Source organism: Chryseobacterium populi, from assembly GCF_000282115.1.
In the GTDB taxonomy this organism is placed as follows: domain Bacteria; phylum Bacteroidota; class Bacteroidia; order Flavobacteriales; family Weeksellaceae; genus Chryseobacterium; species Chryseobacterium populi.
On sequence record NZ_AKJY01000009.1, the window covers coordinates 27,343 to 43,939 of the forward strand.

Annotated in this window: 14 protein-coding genes and 1 pseudogene; 2 read left to right on the forward strand and 13 right to left on the reverse strand. The window is 35.7% G+C overall.

All coding sequences use genetic code 11. The features are described 5' to 3' along the window. Positions 1-34 precede the first annotated feature (34 nt). From glmM to PMI13_RS02855, 5 genes are all read right to left on the reverse strand, one after another. Positions 35-1,417 (reverse strand): phosphoglucosamine mutase, encoded by a 1,383-nt coding sequence (gene glmM / locus PMI13_RS02835; protein ID WP_007840464.1) that lies wholly within the window; start codon positions 1,415-1,417, stop codon positions 35-37. A gap of 8 nt (positions 1,418-1,425) precedes the next feature. Then, a complete protein-coding gene (gene dinD, locus PMI13_RS02840) occupies positions 1,426-2,262 on the reverse strand; it encodes a DNA damage-inducible protein D (RefSeq protein ID WP_007840471.1) in 837 nt (278 codons plus the stop codon). 235 nt (positions 2,263-2,497) lie between these two features. After that, the gene (gene feoB, locus PMI13_RS02845; RefSeq protein ID WP_007840472.1) at positions 2,498-4,531 is read right to left on the reverse strand and encodes a ferrous iron transport protein B; all 2,034 of its coding nucleotides are present in this window, start codon (positions 4,529-4,531) and stop codon (positions 2,498-2,500) included. Next, positions 4,531-4,785 carry a FeoA family protein gene (locus PMI13_RS02850; protein ID WP_034669919.1) on the reverse strand — a complete coding sequence of 85 codons (255 nt, stop codon included), beginning with the start codon at positions 4,783-4,785 and terminating at the stop codon, positions 4,531-4,533. The genes feoB and PMI13_RS02850 overlap by 1 nt, the downstream gene beginning before the upstream one ends. Positions 4,786-4,921: 136 nt before the next feature. Then, a complete protein-coding gene (locus PMI13_RS02855) occupies positions 4,922-5,854 on the reverse strand; it encodes a GLPGLI family protein (RefSeq protein ID WP_007840474.1) in 933 nt (310 codons plus the stop codon). Between the two features lie 190 nt (positions 5,855-6,044). Between PMI13_RS02855 and PMI13_RS02860 the strand changes: the two genes are divergently transcribed. Beyond that, a complete protein-coding gene (locus PMI13_RS02860; RefSeq protein ID WP_007840475.1) occupies positions 6,045-6,542 on the forward strand; it encodes a DinB family protein in 498 nt (165 codons plus the stop codon). A gap of 52 nt (positions 6,543-6,594) precedes the next feature. On the opposite strand, the gene PMI13_RS02865 is transcribed toward PMI13_RS02860, so the two are convergent. Further along, on the reverse strand, positions 6,595-9,321 hold the full coding sequence (locus PMI13_RS02865) for a carboxypeptidase-like regulatory domain-containing protein (protein ID WP_007840476.1): 2,727 nt from the start codon (positions 9,319-9,321) through the stop codon (positions 6,595-6,597). A 353-nt stretch (positions 9,322-9,674) separates the two neighbouring features. Between PMI13_RS02865 and PMI13_RS02870 the strand changes: the two genes are divergently transcribed. After that, entirely contained in the window at positions 9,675-10,556 is an 882-nt protein-coding gene (locus PMI13_RS02870) for a cupin-like domain-containing protein (protein ID WP_007840477.1), read from the forward strand. A gap of 69 nt (positions 10,557-10,625) precedes the next feature. On the opposite strand, the gene PMI13_RS02875 is transcribed toward PMI13_RS02870, so the two are convergent. The 7 genes and pseudogenes from PMI13_RS02875 to PMI13_RS02905 all read right to left on the reverse strand — a co-directional run bounded on the left by PMI13_RS02875 (position 10,626) and on the right by PMI13_RS02905 (position 16,574). Then, complete coding sequence (locus tag PMI13_RS02875) at positions 10,626-12,350, reverse strand: M14 family metallopeptidase (RefSeq protein ID WP_007840479.1); 1,725 nt, start codon at positions 12,348-12,350, stop codon at positions 10,626-10,628. Between the two features lie 123 nt (positions 12,351-12,473). After that, a complete protein-coding gene (locus PMI13_RS02880; RefSeq protein WP_007840484.1) occupies positions 12,474-13,415 on the reverse strand; it encodes an ADP-ribosylglycohydrolase family protein in 942 nt (313 codons plus the stop codon). Then, complete coding sequence (locus PMI13_RS02885; protein ID WP_007840492.1) at positions 13,415-14,101, reverse strand: SIR2 family NAD-dependent protein deacylase; 687 nt, start codon at positions 14,099-14,101, stop codon at positions 13,415-13,417. The genes PMI13_RS02880 and PMI13_RS02885 overlap by 1 nt, the downstream gene beginning before the upstream one ends. Further along, on the reverse strand, positions 14,098-14,619 hold the full coding sequence (locus PMI13_RS02890; protein ID WP_007840494.1) for an O-acetyl-ADP-ribose deacetylase: 522 nt from the start codon (positions 14,617-14,619) through the stop codon (positions 14,098-14,100). Before PMI13_RS02890 ends, PMI13_RS02885 begins: the two co-directional genes overlap by 4 nt. Next, a pseudogene (locus PMI13_RS21745) lies at positions 14,603-15,114 on the reverse strand (DUF4291 family protein). Before PMI13_RS21745 ends, PMI13_RS02890 begins: the two are co-directional and overlap by 17 nt. A 127-nt stretch (positions 15,115-15,241) precedes the next feature. Beyond that, the gene (locus PMI13_RS02900) at positions 15,242-15,655 is read right to left on the reverse strand and encodes a hypothetical protein (RefSeq protein ID WP_007840498.1); all 414 of its coding nucleotides are present in this window, start codon (positions 15,653-15,655) and stop codon (positions 15,242-15,244) included. A gap of 10 nt (positions 15,656-15,665) precedes the next feature. Further along, a complete protein-coding gene (locus PMI13_RS02905; RefSeq protein ID WP_007840499.1) occupies positions 15,666-16,574 on the reverse strand; it encodes an NAD(+)/NADH kinase in 909 nt (302 codons plus the stop codon). Between the last annotated feature and the right edge of the window lie 23 nt (positions 16,575-16,597).

The window sequence follows — 16,597 nt, forward strand, 5'->3', positions numbered from 1 at the left end:
GAACGGAACCAAAAGTCCGTTCTTATTTTATTCGCTAAATTAAGCTTTTGATCTTGGCAATGATATCATCTCCTAATTGATCGGCTTCTTCCTGAGATTTGGCCTCTGTATAAATTCTGATGATCGGTTCGGTATTTGACTTACGAAGATGAACCCAGTTGTTTTCAAAATCTATTTTCACTCCATCTACTGTAGAAACGTCTTCATTCTGATATTCTTTTTCCATTTTGGATAAAATATCATCTACATTGATTTCGGGAGTCAGTTCAATTTTCTTCTTCCCCATAAAGTAGCCCGGATATCCTGCTCTTAATTCTGAAACGGTTTTATTTTCTTTAGCCAGATGAGTCAAAAATAAAGCGATTCCCACTAAAGAGTCTCTTCCGTAATGCAAATCCGGGTAGATAATTCCGCCGTTTCCTTCGCCTCCGATTACTGCGTTTTTCTCTTTCATTAAGGTAACCACATTCACTTCTCCTACTGCACTTGCAAAATATTCTGAGTTGTGCGATTGGGCAACATCTCTTAACGCACGGCTTGAAGAAAGATTTGAAACGGCCACTCCGTTTTTATTTTTCAATAGATAGTCTGCAACTGCAACTAAAGTGTACTCTTCGCCGAACATTTCCCCCTTTTCATCTATTAATGCTAATCTGTCAACATCAGGATCAACAACCACTCCGAAGTCTGCGTTTTCTTTTTTAACCAGCTCGCAGATATCTCCCAGATGTTCTTTCAAAGGTTCTGGATTGTGTGGAAACTGTCCATTTGGTTCACAATATAATTTTACAGTTTCGCAGCCCAGTTTATCCAACAGCATTGGAATGGCAATTCCCCCTGTTGAATTCACCGCATCCAAAACGACTTTAAATTTTTTAGCTTTAATCGCTTCTGCATCTACCATCGGCAAATCAAGGATCTGCTGAATATGAATATCAAAGGCATCATCCCTTATTGTATATTGTCCCAGATCATCTACCTCAGCATAGTTGAAATCTTCACTTTCTGCCAGAGCAAGTACATCTGCCCCGTTTTCACCACTGATGAATTCTCCTTTATCATTCAATAATTTAAGAGCATTCCATTGTTTTGGATTATGAGATGCAGTAAGGATAATTCCTCCGTCTGCATTCAGCTCAGGAACCATGATCTCAACGGTAGGCGTTGTAGAAAGTCCCAAATCAACAATATCGATTCCTAAACCCTGTAAGGTAGCAGCAACCAATGAAGAAACCATTCCTCCGGAGATTCTGGCGTCTCTTCCTATGACAAGGGTTAAATTTTTTTTATTCTTATTATTCTGAAGCCAGGTTCCGAATGCGGAAGCAAATTTTACCACGTCAAGCGGCGTTAAGTTATCGTTTACTTTTCCTCCGATCGTTCCCCGGATCCCTGAGATACTTTTTATTAATGACATTCCTATTTTTACTTTTTCTTTGTTTCTTTTAATATTTTCTTTTCGTCACTCTCCAGCTTTCTTTGTACTTTTTTCACATCTTCAAGTGACGGCAGATTTTCCGGCTTTACCCCTCTTTCTCCCAACATTTTTCTTACAGCCAAATTATTTTCAATGTGTTCATTTGTTATTTGATCATCCCCGTTTAAATCTTTTTCAACCACATTATGACTTGTAAGTTCCGTTGCAAAGTCCTTCGCTTTGATTGTCAGTGTGGGAAGAAAATCAGCTAATGGCCTGCCTGACGGAATACCCATTTTCTTTTTCATATCATTCGTAGAAAATCCACCAAACAATGCCTGATCTCCTTTTGAACGGATTACTGAAAAGCTTTTCTCGTCAACTCCTCTTTCATAAATTATGCCAGAAAGAATTTTTTCAGATTTTGATAGTTTTTCTCTCGCGGCTACTCTTGCTACATCTGACAGTCTTTTCTCAATAATCTCCTGCTTTCTCGTCTGAACAGCAAAATAGGTTTGAGCAAATGCAACTTCGTTTTTGGCTGTATCTCCGTTTTGTGCAATTAAATAGCAGGCATACCGGGTCAACGCAATATCCTGGATTTCTCTTTGAGCTCCTTTTGCTAAATCGATCATTTTCCCGATATCGGCAAAATGATCCAAAACGTTTCCACCCGCATTTTCGCAAGATATTTTTGCTTTGGCAATAACTTTTAAGAAATTATCCCATTTGGAGTAGCCTAAAATTTCCTGCAAATTCCTGGCACTCCAGCATTCAATATTATCAACAAAATGGCGGGCGTTTTCAAACTTTAGAAAGAGCTCTTCTATCAATTCTTTTTTCATATGATTTGTGTTTTGGATAAACAAAAATAAGTAAAAATTGATTTCTGAAACCTTTTAGCTTCTGCCAGAACATTATTTTTTTATGAACAGCCGCAATCCTTATCGCAGTTTGTTCTTTTGGAATCAAATTTTTTAGGGGCAAAATTCTTTCTGATTACCTTAAATAAGGAATAACAAGCGAATGCTACGATAAGCAGAACTAATATGTACTGGAAAATTAATGATGAGTTCATTATTATTTTAAGATTTGATAAACTAACATGGACACAAAATATGCCAAACCTGTCATCATCACCACCTGAAAACCTGTCCATTTCCAGCTTTTGGTTTCTCTGTAAACTACTGCAAGTGTGGAAACACACTGCATTGCAAATGCATAAAATAAAAGCACTGAAATACCGGTAGCAAAGTTAAATACTTTTTCGCCATTCGGTTTTACATCATGTCTCATTTTATCAATAACCTTCATTTCGGGGGCATCATCATCCAGGCTGTATAAAGTAGACATTGTCCCTACAAAAACTTCTCTTGCCACAAAGCTGGTAATGATCCCCACTCCCATTTTCCAGTCGTACCCGAGAGGTTCGATAACGGGTTCAATTGCTTTCCCCATTTTTGCCAGATAAGAGTGGTCAAGCTCAACATTGGTTGCTACTACTTCATTCGGTTTTTGTTTCGGCCCGAAATAGCTCAGGAACCAGATAATGATACTTACAATGAAAATTATTTTCCCTGCTCCGGTAATGAAATCCCAGACTTTTCCCAAAACCATTTTAAAATCGTATCCGAAAAGCGGCTTTTTATAGGTGGGCAAATCCATTACAAGATAGGTTTTACCTTTACTTTTTATAAATCTTTTAAGAATCGACGCTGAAAATAAAGCAACTAAAAATCCCAGAAGATACATTCCCATCAGAACCAGAGCCTTATATTTGATCCCAAGGAAAGTTCCGTCTGAAATGATCAGCCCGATAATGATACTGTATACCGGCAGTCTTGCCGAGCAGGTCATGAAAGGGGTAACTAAGATTGTCAGCAACCTTTCTTTTACATTCTCAATATTTCTTGTAGAAATGACAGCAGGAATGGCACAGGCTGTTCCTGAAACCAAAGGGACAATACTTTTTCCGTTTAATCCGAACGGGCGTAAGAACCTGTCCATAAGGAAAATAACCCTCGCCATATATCCTGAATCTTCCAACAGGTACAGAAAATATAATAGAATCCCGATTTGTGGTGCAAAAACGATGATCCCGCCTAAGCCGGGAATAATTCCGTTTGAAATCAAAGAATTTACAGGACCTTCCGGAAGGTGCTCTGTTGTAAAAGCCGACAGCCATGCAAAAAAATCATCGATCCAGTTCATCGGATATTCCGCCAGGAAGAAAACACTCTGGAAAATGATTAATAAAATAAACATAAAGACTACGTAACCCCAGAATTTATGAACCAGAACTTTATCCAGTTTTTCGGTCAGTAATTCTTTGAACTGAGGCTTTTTAGAAATAACATCAGCTAAGATCTTATCAACATTCTGATATCTCCTTACTGTTTCCTGAACCTGTAATCTTTTAGGAACCAAACTTTTAGAATCCGGCTCGTTCATCTGCTCAACGATGGATTCAATCCTACCCAGATCTGAGCCTAAGGACAGACTCATCCAGGCTTTGTATTCATTTTTTATTCCTTTATGGGAAGCGAATTTGTGAAGGAAATCTTTGTGTTCGGTTGGTGTCTCAAAAGAAACTTTATCAGTTTTTACAAATTCGTTGTTTAAAACGGCTTCTTTTATTTCGTTTATTCCGATCTGTTCTTTAGCATTCGTCTGAATAATTTTAATATTCAGTGCTTCGGAAAATTTTTGGATATCAATAATAATTCCTCTTCTTTCAGCCTGATCAATCTGGTTGACCACCAGGATCATGGGAATCCCCAGGTCCTGAATCTGCTGAAACAACAGAAGCCCTCTTTTTAAGCTTAATGCTTCAAGAATATAGATAACTCCTGCATAATTTTTCTGCTCATCAATAAGAAATTTGGAAAAAATAGCTTCATCCTCGGAACTTGGATAAATGCTGTATGAGCCCGGCAAATCTATAACCTCAACATCTTCGTTTTTATAGGTATAGTTTCCTGAATGGCTTGCTACGGTAACCCCTGCATAGTTTCCGGTTTTCTGTTTTTTATTACAAAGTGTATTGAAAACCGTTGACTTTCCTACATTCGGGTTTCCTACTAAAAGCACTTGTTTTTTTTGAGTATCCTGCATTAATTCAATTCTTCAACAATGATATAATTTCCTTCTTCCTCACGAAGAGCAATCCGGCTTTTTTCATCTCCAAACTCCACATACATAGGACCACTAAACGGGGCCTGGTACAAAATCCTGAAAACAGTCTCCGGCAGAAGTCCCATTTCTATGATTTTGTTGGGCATTTTAAGATGATCATTATCATAACCCAATATCTTTCCCATTTTGTTTTTGGGAAAGCTGCTTAATTTATGTAATTCATTCTCTTCCAAAGCCTGCTTTTTTGTCCATGCAAATATACGCTATTTAAATTTAATCTAAATAACCTTTTTTTGAAACAATAAACCCAAATGCATGATACATTTGGGTTTATCTGATCAATATAATTTAGTTGAATGAATGTAATTTTTAATCCTTTTCTTTTCCAACTTTTTCCACTTTCCCAACTTTTAATTTTTCATAAGGAGGTTCGATAGGATTGTCGTTTGAATTGAAAAAATCTTTGTATTGCTTTTCCTGCTTTTTCATCATATCTCCAATTGTCCCATCCATTCCCGGAATTGTTTTTGACATCATTTCCTGTGTCATCATCGGTCTTACTGTTGCAAAAGGGTCTTTCTTGAAATCATTGAATGTTTTCTCAAATTTCTCTCTCGGCAATTCGTTTATTTTTCCGCCTTTTGCCTGCATCAGATTTTCGATATATGAAAACTCAGTATAATCTTTCACTTTTTTATTTCCCTGAAGGACCCATGAGTAATTTTTACCTTCATCTTCTATTTTTACAATCAGCCCCGGAAGCCCCGAAAATTTGTAAGGCCCATCCTGAAACGGAAGATCAGTACTGAACCATGCAGTCCATTTTTTCCCTCCAAACTCGGTCGTTGCTTTCTGCGTGTTGTACGCTCCTATTTTTTGTTTTTCATTCGAGATATCCCAGTTAAATTTAGGCTCTTCACTGTATCCTATATTACTTGGTGTAAATCCGCTGGCAATTTTTTCTACGTATTGCACCTTCATGCTTGGATAAGATTTATATATTCTCGCAGAAATTTTCGGAGACTTCAGTGATTTTGACAAATCTTTCATGATTCCTGCTTTCTGCATGGCTTCTATTTCCACTTTCATGATGGAATCCTGGGCAATGATGGTATAATCCTGATAAATAGATCTGCTTTTATCAGTAATATCCAGAATTGTAATCACCTTCTCCATTTTTGCAGAATCTTTTTTAGGCTTATAGGTAAGCTCATAAAAGAACCGGTTTGCAGTTTCTTTAGATTCCTGTGCGTTGGCAAAAGCAAAAAGAGTGATAAGAAATATTGAAAATAGTTTTTTCATTGTGAAACGTTTATTAATTAGTTATCACCTGGTAAAATATGTTACATCTTTTTTTGATTTTTATTTTTAGCCTGATATTTTTAATTACAGATTCGATCTGGTAAAAAAGGTCATTTTAAAATTTATGATTCTGTTAAAACATTTTCATTATTAAAATTTTTAACTTTAAACCGCTTAAAAACAAAATATTATGGACACTTTATCTCAATTAAAAAACGAGCTTCAGGAAGAGTATCAGACCACCAGAAAATTTTTTGAAGTTTATCCTGACAACAAAAATGATTTTGCTCCTCATGAAAAAAGTATGAAAATGATGCATCTGGCTACTCACATTGCAGAAGTTTTTGAATGGCCCAACACGATGCTGAAAACATCAGACCTTGATTTTGCCAACAATGATTATAAACCCAAACAGCTATCAACGAAAAATGACCTTTTAAATGCTCTTGATGAAAATTACCAATCGGGGATCAACGCACTGGAAAATGCAAAAGAAGACGAGCTGAATCAAACATGGGCGCTGAAGAACAATGGTCAGGAGTTGGCAAAATGGTCAAAATATGGTTCAATCAGGCATAGCTTAAATCAGATTACGCATCACAGAGCTCAGCTTGGTGTCTATTACCGGTTAAATGATATTCCCCTGCCGGGAAGCTATGGCCCATCTGCAGATGATCACAATTTTTAAAATAAAAGTATTGTAAATAAAAACCAACCTCAGTGAGATTGGTTTTTATTTTTTATTTAAAATTGAATTTTACGGTAAACATTACCTGGCTTGGCCGAAGCTGGATTCTTGTGTAAGAGATACTCTGCGGATTAATATCATATGTTTCAAACACTTTTTTATTGGCTATATTCATCCATTTCAATTCAAAATCGATCTTCTTTTTAGACCAGGTAAATTGATATGACAAATCATAGAACCCATTATTGTATTTTTGATCAGCCGCACTTGTATTTACCTGATCCCAATTGAAACCAACGGTATGATTTTCTATTGGATAAAAGAAAACTCCTAAATTATGAGTAAATCCACTTCTTGAGTTTTCATTGTTCAACTGTGGAGTAACACTTTTACTTATTTGTTTTGTCCTTGAAATATTGAAATTGTAATCAATGCTCATCCAACTGAAATAAGTGTTGTTGAATTTAAATCCGTAAGACTGGGAGTTGTTTTTACTTGTATAAGCAAAATCATTCTGATATGCATCTGATTTTGAAGTATTATTGCTATAGCTTACAGAAGCATTTGTTTTAAACTTAGGAAAATATTTACCTACTTCAGCAGAATAACCATTATTCAAAACATGATTTTCCTGTTCCAGATATTTCATAATAGTGTAACCAGAATTATTTCTTATCGGTGATGAAATTAGATTTCTTTTTGCATCCGAATATCTGTAATTAACATTAAAAAATAAATTATTCAAAGGGTTTCTATATTCTAATCTGGTTCCTGCAGATTTGGTATTGTTTTGAGGAATCGGATTTTTTGCGTCCATTGCGTTAACTCCATTAGGAGAAGTCATTAAAAATCCTGAATATGCTGTATTCACTTCACCAAAATTGTTATTAACATTGGCATTTACCGAAGCTTTCCAGAAAGAAGCAAAAGTGTACTGTGCAAAAATACTTGGTTCAAAAGTTACTTTATTTACATCTTTCGCAACGTTTCTTAATGGATCTTCCGCTTTAATATTATTGGAATTCACAGGGAAGTTTGCATATAGCATCCATGCATCATTCTTATAATTTACTCCCAGGCTTCCGTAGGGTGTTGCGGTTGTATATTTCAAATCATTACTGTATGCTGAAATTGGTGTTACAGGATCATTAGGATTAGTAGAAGGAATTGTGATCATATTTGACAAATCTGAAACCAGATCCGTCGTTTTAAAATTAAATCCGACTTCCGGAGTGAATGTCCATCCTTTTGCAGAAAAGCCAATATTTGCAGAATGATTCGCTTCAAAAGTTTTCAACCTTAAATTCTGTCTCACAAGATCCGTCCCTGATGGAGTAGAGAATCCCGGAACCTGCAAATATGATGCCGGGGAAACCTCTAATGTTTGTCTATCCGTTTGATAATTAATAAAAGATAAAACGTTTACCATTTTTTCTTTCCAGGGAATTATTGTACTCAAAGAGTTTTGGAAAGATGACGTTGGGGATCCTAATGCCTCTTCTCCATGTCTGTTCGAGTTTGTTAAAGAATTCGTTCTGTCTGCAACAGCTCTGTCTGCATTCCAGAATTGAGAAAAACTCGTAGTATTTTTAAAAAATCCTTTTTTAGCATTTTTAGTAAAGATCAGCTCTCCCTTTGCCTTATCAGTATAAAAATTATTTAAAATATTTTGAGTAACCGTAGAAGCTGCTTCATCGGTTGTTGCAAAATAGTCTGTCTGACTGTAAGATTCTCTTTCTACTGCATTGTTTGTATAACTTGCATTGGCTTTTAGCTCCCATTCTTTTTTCTTATCCATATTTGTCAGATAGTTTGCTGATAAGAAATGAACATTATTCATTAAATATCTTTTAACAGGAAGATTGGGAGTATTGGCATTTTCAACATTCAGCCAGTCATTTTGGGATGCATTTATTCTTCTCCCTTCAAACCTGTTTCCAAAAGCCAGAATATTTCCTTCATTTTCTACTTGCTCTCCCATATTATTGGTTTTATAATTTACGACCCATTGGCTTTTCTGACCGAAAAACATGGGTGTTAATTTTACATTCCAAAGCCATGGATCTCCAAAACCTGTTCCCACTTCCCCTCTCCCTGTCATCGTTACGGAGTTTTTAAGCTTGATATTAATGGCAGCCTGATCTGACGGCACTTTATCCTGCAGAATTTTTACCGGCTGGTGGTTTTCAAGAACCTCAACTTTTTGTACCGCATCTTTGGGAAGAGAGTTATTGATGGTTCCGTAACCTCCTTCCATCAGGTCTTTTCCGTTTACATAAAATTTATTAATGGCATTTCCCTGATAAAGAATAGTTCCGTCTGTATTGACTTCAATTCCGGGAATTTTTTTCATTACATCAGCTAATGTCCTGTCGCTTTTACTATCGAAGGCTTTAAGATCGTAGGCAATGGTATCGCCTCTTGCTGTAATCATTTTGGTTTTCAGCTGAACTTCCTTTATTTCTGTCGCTTCAGAATCCATTTTAAAATTCAGGTTCTGATCGCTGTTGCTGATTTGCTTTGTTAATGGTTTTTGATTGAATGCTTTTACTTTCAGGTCTACATTCGGTTCTGCAGAAGTAAAGCTCACTTTATATTCCCCTTTTGAATTGGTAATCCCATAGGCAAGAATCGCGTCTTTTCCCGGCTCTTCAACCGTTACACTTGCGCTCGGAATCGGGACTCCATCTTCATCTGTAATTTTTCCTGTAACCGACTTCTGTGCGAAGGTAAGTACAGAGAAAAAAATCATCAGAAATAAAGAAATATTCTTTTTCATAGTTTATTATTTGAGTAATTAGTTAGTATCCCTGGTTTTTTGTTACACATTTATAAAGATCAGTTTTATAAGAAAAAGTTAAAACCCTATGAATCACTATAAATATAGTGATGCGTTTTTTAATAATTATTCTTTTTCTTTTTAGTTTGTTGCTAATTATGCTGATCTTCCTGTTATTTTTCAAAAAATAATCTTTGAAAATTTTTGTTTTTTATCCATTAAACAGAGAAACATCTGATTCCCTTATTTAGAATGGATATAAAAAATTGATTAACGTCATAGATTAAAAAAAAATTAAACTCTGCTTTATAAGCATTTATTTAATAATTTTGTAACATTAAAATTTTAACAGAATGGGAATTAATTTAAAGCCTATAGATATTGTAGATGATATTACTAAAGAGGAATTCTATGAAAAGTATCTAAAGCCCAGAAGGCCCGTTGTCATTAAAAACATGGCAAAAAACTGGCCTGCTTACCAAAAATGGACAATGGAATATGTGAAGGAGGTTGTGGGAGATGTTGTTGTTCCTTTATATGACAGTAAAAAAGCTGATCCCGCCGCTCCGATAAATACTCCGACAACGGAAATGAAATTTGCAGATTACATTGATTTAATCCAAAGGGAGCCTACAGATTTAAGGATTTTCTTTTTTGACCCCATTAAACATGCCAACAAATTATTAAATGATTATATTTCTCCAAAAGAACTTATGGGAGGCTTTTTAGACAAATACCCATCAATGTTTTTCGGAGGAAAGAGCTCTGTTACTTTTCTACATTATGATATCGATTTAGCCCATATTTTCCATACTCATTTTAACGGGAGGAAGCATGTATTGCTTTTTGAATATAAATGGAAAGAAAGATTGTATAAACTACCATATGCTACTTATGCTCTGGAAGATTATGACATTGAAAATCCTGATTTCACAAAATTCCCGGCTTTAGATGGTGTAGAAGGCATTGAATGCTTCCTTGAGCACGGGGACACCTTATTTATGCCAACCGGATGGTGGCACTGGATGAAATACCTGGATGGAAGTTTCTCTATTTCCTTAAGAGCATGGGATAAGTCATGGGCCGTAAAAGCCAATTCTTTATGGAATCTTACCGTACAGCGTAAGTTTGATGATATCATGAAATCCAATTTCAAGAAGAGGTATATGGACTGGAAGGAGAAAAAAGCGATTCAAAGAGCCGAAATCGCCCTTAAAAAAGGGTTGCCAAAATAAATGAAAAACCGTTTCCATTGAAACGGTTTTTCATTTTTTACAAATCGCCGGTAAATACGATCCCTTTAGTTATAATATTCTGTAAACAGGATACTGCCTGAATGTCTTTTCCTCAAAATAGGGAGAATTTTTATACACCCAATCTAACTGGGCATTTCCGTCTTCAGCAAATTGTTTATCAGTAGCTTTTTTTGACTCAAATTTATCTTTTAGCTTTTTATCTTTTTTCAACAATTCTGCAGCGGTATCTTCAAAAATATAGGCTGAATAATATTCTTTCCGGGTTAAAATTCCGTCAAAAAAATTCCAGTTAAAGAATGAATCCAATGCTTCTGGTTCCAGAGTTTCAATAATATATTTTATACCTGATTGCTGAGTAGGGACTAAATAATCTCCAGCCAGGAAGGTTATTTTTTTATTGGATTTATCTACTGTGGTCTCATAATGCAGATAATGTCCCTCATAAGGGTTTTTAACTGTTTTGAAATCATTGATTTTATAGGATTCCACGGCAATTGTACTATCCTGCGGGATAGGGTTCATCTGAATTTTGTTTCTTTTAAACTCTTCAATAATCCGGTATTGGGACTGAGGAATGACATAATATTCAGGTATAATGATATAGCCTGTCGGCTCTGCTGTCGTAAACAGTTTTATTTTCTTTGTGAAAGGTTTGCTCCTGTCATAATACAGTCTTGATTTTCCCGAGATATCACTGGGCTTATATTTTCCTTCATAGCCTTTGAAATCCATGGTAGAAAATTTGGTAGAGTCTATTTTCCAGCGGATCCCGTATTGCTTTCCGGTCTGGTATTGTTTTAAATTTTCGAGACGGAGCTCTTTGATCTTTTTATATTCTTTATCTAAGTTCTGAAGATTAGCCAACATATATTTATAGGTTGCATCCACTCTTTTATCATAGGGTTTCAGCATATGCGTTTCAGGAACGGTACCCAAAGAATTAAATAAAGATGTATATCCTGTGGAATATCTCGGGGAGTCTTCAAATGCAGCAAAACCTATTTCCGGAACGTCCCCGTGAATATTAACGTAAGGGGAACTTTCGTAGCCCTGTTTTTTCAGATCATCAAGGTTTTTAGCCTGGTAATCATTATAAAAATAATTTCCGAGCACATTTCCGAGGCGTTCTTTAAAAGTGGAAATATAAGTAAATGTATACTGATAATCTGCTCCGTTGCTCACATGATTGTCAATAAATACATCAGGTTTCAGCCACTGGTAAATTTCCTGGAAGCTTCTGGCGTTTTTAGAATCCGCTTTGATAAAATCCCTGTTTAAGTCATAATTCCGGGCATTCCCTCTGAAACCATACTGCTCCGGGCCATTCTGATTCGCTCTGGAATAAGAGCCTCTGTTTAACATTCCGCTGATATTGTAAGCTGAAATGGCTGCAATAATAAAATTTTCCGGAGTTTTAATTTTATGCATTACCAGGTCGCGCATCAGCATCATTGTGGCATCAATTCCGTCCGGCTCACCGGGATGAATTCCGTTATTCACAAAAAGAACGGCTTTCTCTTTTCTCAGTTTTTCCAGGTCCTTTTCAGGAAACGGATTGTAAAGAACCACATAAATGGGTTTTCCGTTGTCATCTTCTCCTTTTTTAAAGTATTGGATACTGTTGGAATTTTTTGCCAGATCCTGGTAATAGGTATTCATTTCATCATAAGTAACGGTTTGGTTACCATTTCCCTTTTCAAAAGGGGTCTGAAATGAATTTTGGCAAAAAAATAAAGATGAGCTCAGTGAGAATAGCAGATATTTCAGTTTCATTGAAGTAAAATTTCAGAGCTTAAAATTACTGATCTTTTGTGAAAAGATGAAAGGACTGAAAAGCAAATAAACTAATCTTCCTTTTTCGCCCTTATCCATTTCTGCTTCATTCATGGTTATATATTATTTCATTAATTTTTTCTCGAGTTTATCACATAAATTTTTAATGTCTTCTTTTCTCACAAGCTCTGAAATCCATTCTTCGGGAATATTTTCAAAACCGTAATAAATTCCCGCAATCCCACCGGTGATAGCTCCTGTTGTATCGGTATCTTCTCCTAAATTAACTGCTTTAAGGACACTTTCCGAGTAACTTTCTGCATTCAGGAAGCACCATAGAGAAGCTTCTAAACTATGTAAAACATAGCCGCTAGAACCGATTGTATCTTCCTGAAATTCAAAAATGTTTTTATTTAAAATCCTCTCAAACTTGTCCATTTCATTTTGTGAACAAATTGGATTATGATTTAAAAAATATTTTACTGTTAGCTGCATTCTATGGTAGGCTTCAACCTTCTCTTTTCCATCCAAAATTTCCAGTAAAAATTCCAAATAGATAAAACAAGAAATTACAGAACGAATATGAGCATGGGTAATAGAAGAAACTTCTTTAATTTTATCAAAGCGTTGTTCAATTGGAAAATCCCTGATATAGAACAATAAGGGTAAAATTCTCATTAAAGATCCATTTCCATTATCAAATTCACTCTTTCCACCACATAACTGTGGTGTATATCCTTTACTTATTTTATAAATTGCCTGCCTCGTAGCAATTCCGATATCAAAAACTCTTCCGTGAGGAGTCCAAATTTCAGCATTGTACCATTGCAAAAATTTCAAAGCAATATCTTCTAAATCATATCCTTTGCAAAGGCTATCTGCAAGACATAAAGCTAAAGAGCTGTCATCACTCCAGGTTCCGGCAGGCTGATGATGAGTTCCCAGAGATCTCATTTTAGTCACAGGCGAACGTTTCAATTGTTCTCTACTTCTAAACTCCACGGGAACTCCCAGGGCATCACCAATGCAAAGCCCGAAAATTCCTGCCTGAATACTATTTTCCATTATGCTAAATTAACAAGCTTATCAAACAACAGCTTCATTCCTTTGGTCGCTGTTTCTTTCATGACTACTGCTCTTTTTCCGTAACCGAATTCTGTTTCATTAGGATTGATCACGATCAATAAGCAATCATCTTTTATCTCATGAATCAATCCTGCTGCCGGATATACCTGCAGGGAAGTTCCGATAACGATCAGGATATCCGCTTCTTTTACTTTTTCTCTCGCCGTCTGGTACAAAGGAACATCTTCCCCGAACCAAACAATAAAAGGTCTTAACTGTGCTCCGTCTTCCGCCCTGTCTCCAATAGCTATATCTTCTCTCTGTTCGTAAACCAGGTTTTTATTGCTGCAGGAGCATGACTTGAACAATTCTCCATGGATGTGAAGAATGTTGTTAGAACCGGCTCTCTCATGCAGATCATCTATATTCTGTGTAATAATCTGAACATCAAAATATTTTTCCAGATCTGCAATTAACTGATGAGCATCATTGGGCTGAACTTCATGAAGCTGGCGTCGTCTCTGGTTATAAAATTCCAAAACCAAAGCCCTGTCTTTTCGCCAACCTTCCGGACTTGCCACATCGGTTACATTATGATTTTCCCAGAGCCCATCTCCGTCCCTGAAGGTTTTTATTCCGCTTTCGGCACTGATTCCGGCACCGCTTAATATGGTTAGTTTTTTCATTGTCTTTCTTTTAATCGTCTTTTGTAAATCTCTTCATTTTCTTCATCAAAGCAGACAAAAATAACTTTCTCTACGATTTTTGATTGAAAATTTCCAACTTCCCGAACTGCTATTTCAGCAGCCAGTTCTTTAGGAAATCTGTAAATTCCTGTACTGATATTTGGAATGGCTATTATTTTAACATTCATACTTTCCGCCAGTTTTAAAGAGTTTTTATAACAATTAGCCAAAAGTTCCGATCCTTTTTTTTCGTCACCATTCCAAACAGGACCAACTGTATGAATAACATATTTTGCAGGTAGATTTCCGGCTGAAGTTATAACTGCTTCCCCTGTTTTACATTTCCCTTGTCTGTTTCTGATCTCAATACATTCTTCAAGAATTTGTTTTCCCCCTGCGCGATGAATTGCTCCATCTACCCCACCCCCACCTAATAAAGAAGGATTGGCAGCATTAACGATTGCATCTGCTTTTATTTTGGTAATGTCTGCTTTTATTAATTCAATATCCAGTTTCATTCAGTTTTAATTTTCTATTCAATTCTTGATCTTTGAAGGTCAAAGGTTTCTCATAAGGAATCATAAGGCTTTCAAGATCATCTTTTAATACTAAATAATGTTGTTCTCTTACAAAATCCGAAATATCTTCAATAAGAATAATATCTTCTTTGGCAAAAGATTGAATAAAATTATTTCTCAGTCCAATCTGTATTGCTCTTCTTTCTAATTTTTTCCCAAAAGGATCATGATCCGATCCCATTGCAATCTTACTGAAGATTCCTTTACCTGCCTCTTCCATTCGTCTCTTGATACCTCTAAGTTTTTATCATAAGAAGAATATACCGCATTTTCTAAATATTGCCTAAAAGCACTCATTTTCAAATGAATTGCTAAAACAAATTCTTGTCCTTCTTTTTCTCCCCAACCATTTCTGTACATCATCCAAAGAAAATTGGGCTTTATCCACATCATTCTTTCTAAGCTGAAAGCCCCACCAAAATATTGATTTTCCATGGCAAATTCTCCTATTTCTTTTCGGTAAGACTGATAATGATTTTTTCGTCATCATATTGTGCCATAATATGCTGCCCTCTTTGAGGCCAGTCCTGTAATTGTTCTTTATATTTTTTTAATTTAAGTTTCATTGTTTCAATTTAAAAATCAGGCTTTCTATTTCAGTATTTCCAGATATTTTAAAATTATCCCCGATAAAAATTTTTATCACTTCAATATTTCCAACTATAGCCTGATTGAATATTTCTAATTCTCCTGACGGAACCCATAATTCATTATGATTTCCTGCTCCCACATTCTGTAAAGGATATTTGTTTACAACTTCTTCCAGGACTTCAAATCTGGTTACAAAACCTAAATAATTTCCTGCTTCATCTCTGGTATTCCATTTTCCAGCAATTTCTGAAGCATAATTTTCATCTAAAACCGGATAAAAAATCGGTTGCCATTCTAATCTTGGCGGAAATTTTTTATAATTATTTTCAATTATTAAAATCATTTCCTTTTCTCCTACCGGTCTGTATAATATTTTCGTTTTCATAATCATTTTTTCAATCAATTACCAAAACCGCCTCTTCATCAGAAAGCCTGATTTCCACCGTGGATCCGCTGTTGAACTGTAAAAAATCCTGCTCGATTCCATCACTAAATATAAAACCATTATTTGGCATTAGAGATTCTATCATGAGCTTATTTCCCCTTTTAATAATTCCGCCGCAGATTTCAGTCTGGGTTCTTATACTTTTAAAAGGCTCTCTCACCGCAAAATATAAATCATCTTCATTCAGTTTCGGATATCTGAGCTTTTTGGAACCTAAAATTCCGTAAGCCATATTAAAAATTGAACTCAGCCAGCCGGTACTCCCTGTTTTTGTGGAAACAATAATTCCGCTTGAAGAATGCATTTCTTCTTTTCCATTCAGCATAATTTTATATCTTGCTGAGCTGTGGGAAGAAATCCCGATAAACAGATCATTTACGGCCAGTAGTTTTTGCCCGTCATTCAATACTGCTTCTGCAAATCTCATCTTTTTTGAACTAAAATTTTCGTTGATTACAGAATTCACCCCGTTCAGAAAATTTTTAACATTGAAAGGAAGCAATACTCCATCATACCGTTCTTCATCAGGATTTATGGCTATAATCGGGATATTTTTGGAATATTTGGCTACATTCGCCACCAATCCGTCCTGCCCTATAACGATAATCAGATTCTTTTCGGAGAAAATATAGGACGGCACAAATTCTCTTTCCACTACTTTGTTTTTAATGACTTTGGAAAGCTTTGTCTGAACTTCAAGAAAAGAATGATAAAACTTGTCGTGCTCAGCCACATATTCCTGAAAATTCCCTCCTGAACTTTCAATATAAAACCGGGCCTGAGCCTTGGTATTGAACCTCTCTATCAAAGACTCAAGCCTTGTTTTATTTTTGATGATGATGGCATATTCTGTTTTCATTTTTTTAATTTGTACAATGTAAA

Coding starts and splice junctions, on each gene's coding strand:
- feoB (WP_007840472.1), bottom strand. CDS start 4,531: ATGCAGGATACTCAAAAAAAACAAGTGCTTTTAGTAGGAAACCCGAAT.
- PMI13_RS02855 (WP_007840474.1), bottom strand. CDS start 5,854: ATGAAAAAACTATTTTCAATATTTCTTATCACTCTTTTTGCTTTTGCC.
- PMI13_RS02905 (WP_007840499.1), bottom strand. CDS start 16,574: ATGAAAACAGAATATGCCATCATCATCAAAAATAAAACAAGGCTTGAG.
- PMI13_RS02900 (WP_007840498.1), bottom strand. CDS start 15,655: ATGAAAACGAAAATATTATACAGACCGGTAGGAGAAAAGGAAATGATT.
- PMI13_RS02860 (WP_007840475.1), top strand. CDS start 6,045: ATGGACACTTTATCTCAATTAAAAAACGAGCTTCAGGAAGAGTATCAG.
- dinD (WP_007840471.1), bottom strand. CDS start 2,262: ATGAAAAAAGAATTGATAGAAGAGCTCTTTCTAAAGTTTGAAAACGCC.
- PMI13_RS02890 (WP_007840494.1), bottom strand. CDS start 14,619: ATGAAACTGGATATTGAATTAATAAAAGCAGACATTACCAAAATAAAA.
- PMI13_RS02870 (WP_007840477.1), top strand. CDS start 9,675: ATGGGAATTAATTTAAAGCCTATAGATATTGTAGATGATATTACTAAA.
- PMI13_RS02865 (WP_007840476.1), bottom strand. CDS start 9,321: ATGAAAAAGAATATTTCTTTATTTCTGATGATTTTTTTCTCTGTACTT.
- PMI13_RS02875 (WP_007840479.1), bottom strand. CDS start 12,350: ATGAAACTGAAATATCTGCTATTCTCACTGAGCTCATCTTTATTTTTT.
- PMI13_RS02880 (WP_007840484.1), bottom strand. CDS start 13,415: ATGGAAAATAGTATTCAGGCAGGAATTTTCGGGCTTTGCATTGGTGAT.
- glmM (WP_007840464.1), bottom strand. CDS start 1,417: ATGTCATTAATAAAAAGTATCTCAGGGATCCGGGGAACGATCGGAGGA.
- PMI13_RS02885 (WP_007840492.1), bottom strand. CDS start 14,101: ATGAAAAAACTAACCATATTAAGCGGTGCCGGAATCAGTGCCGAAAGC.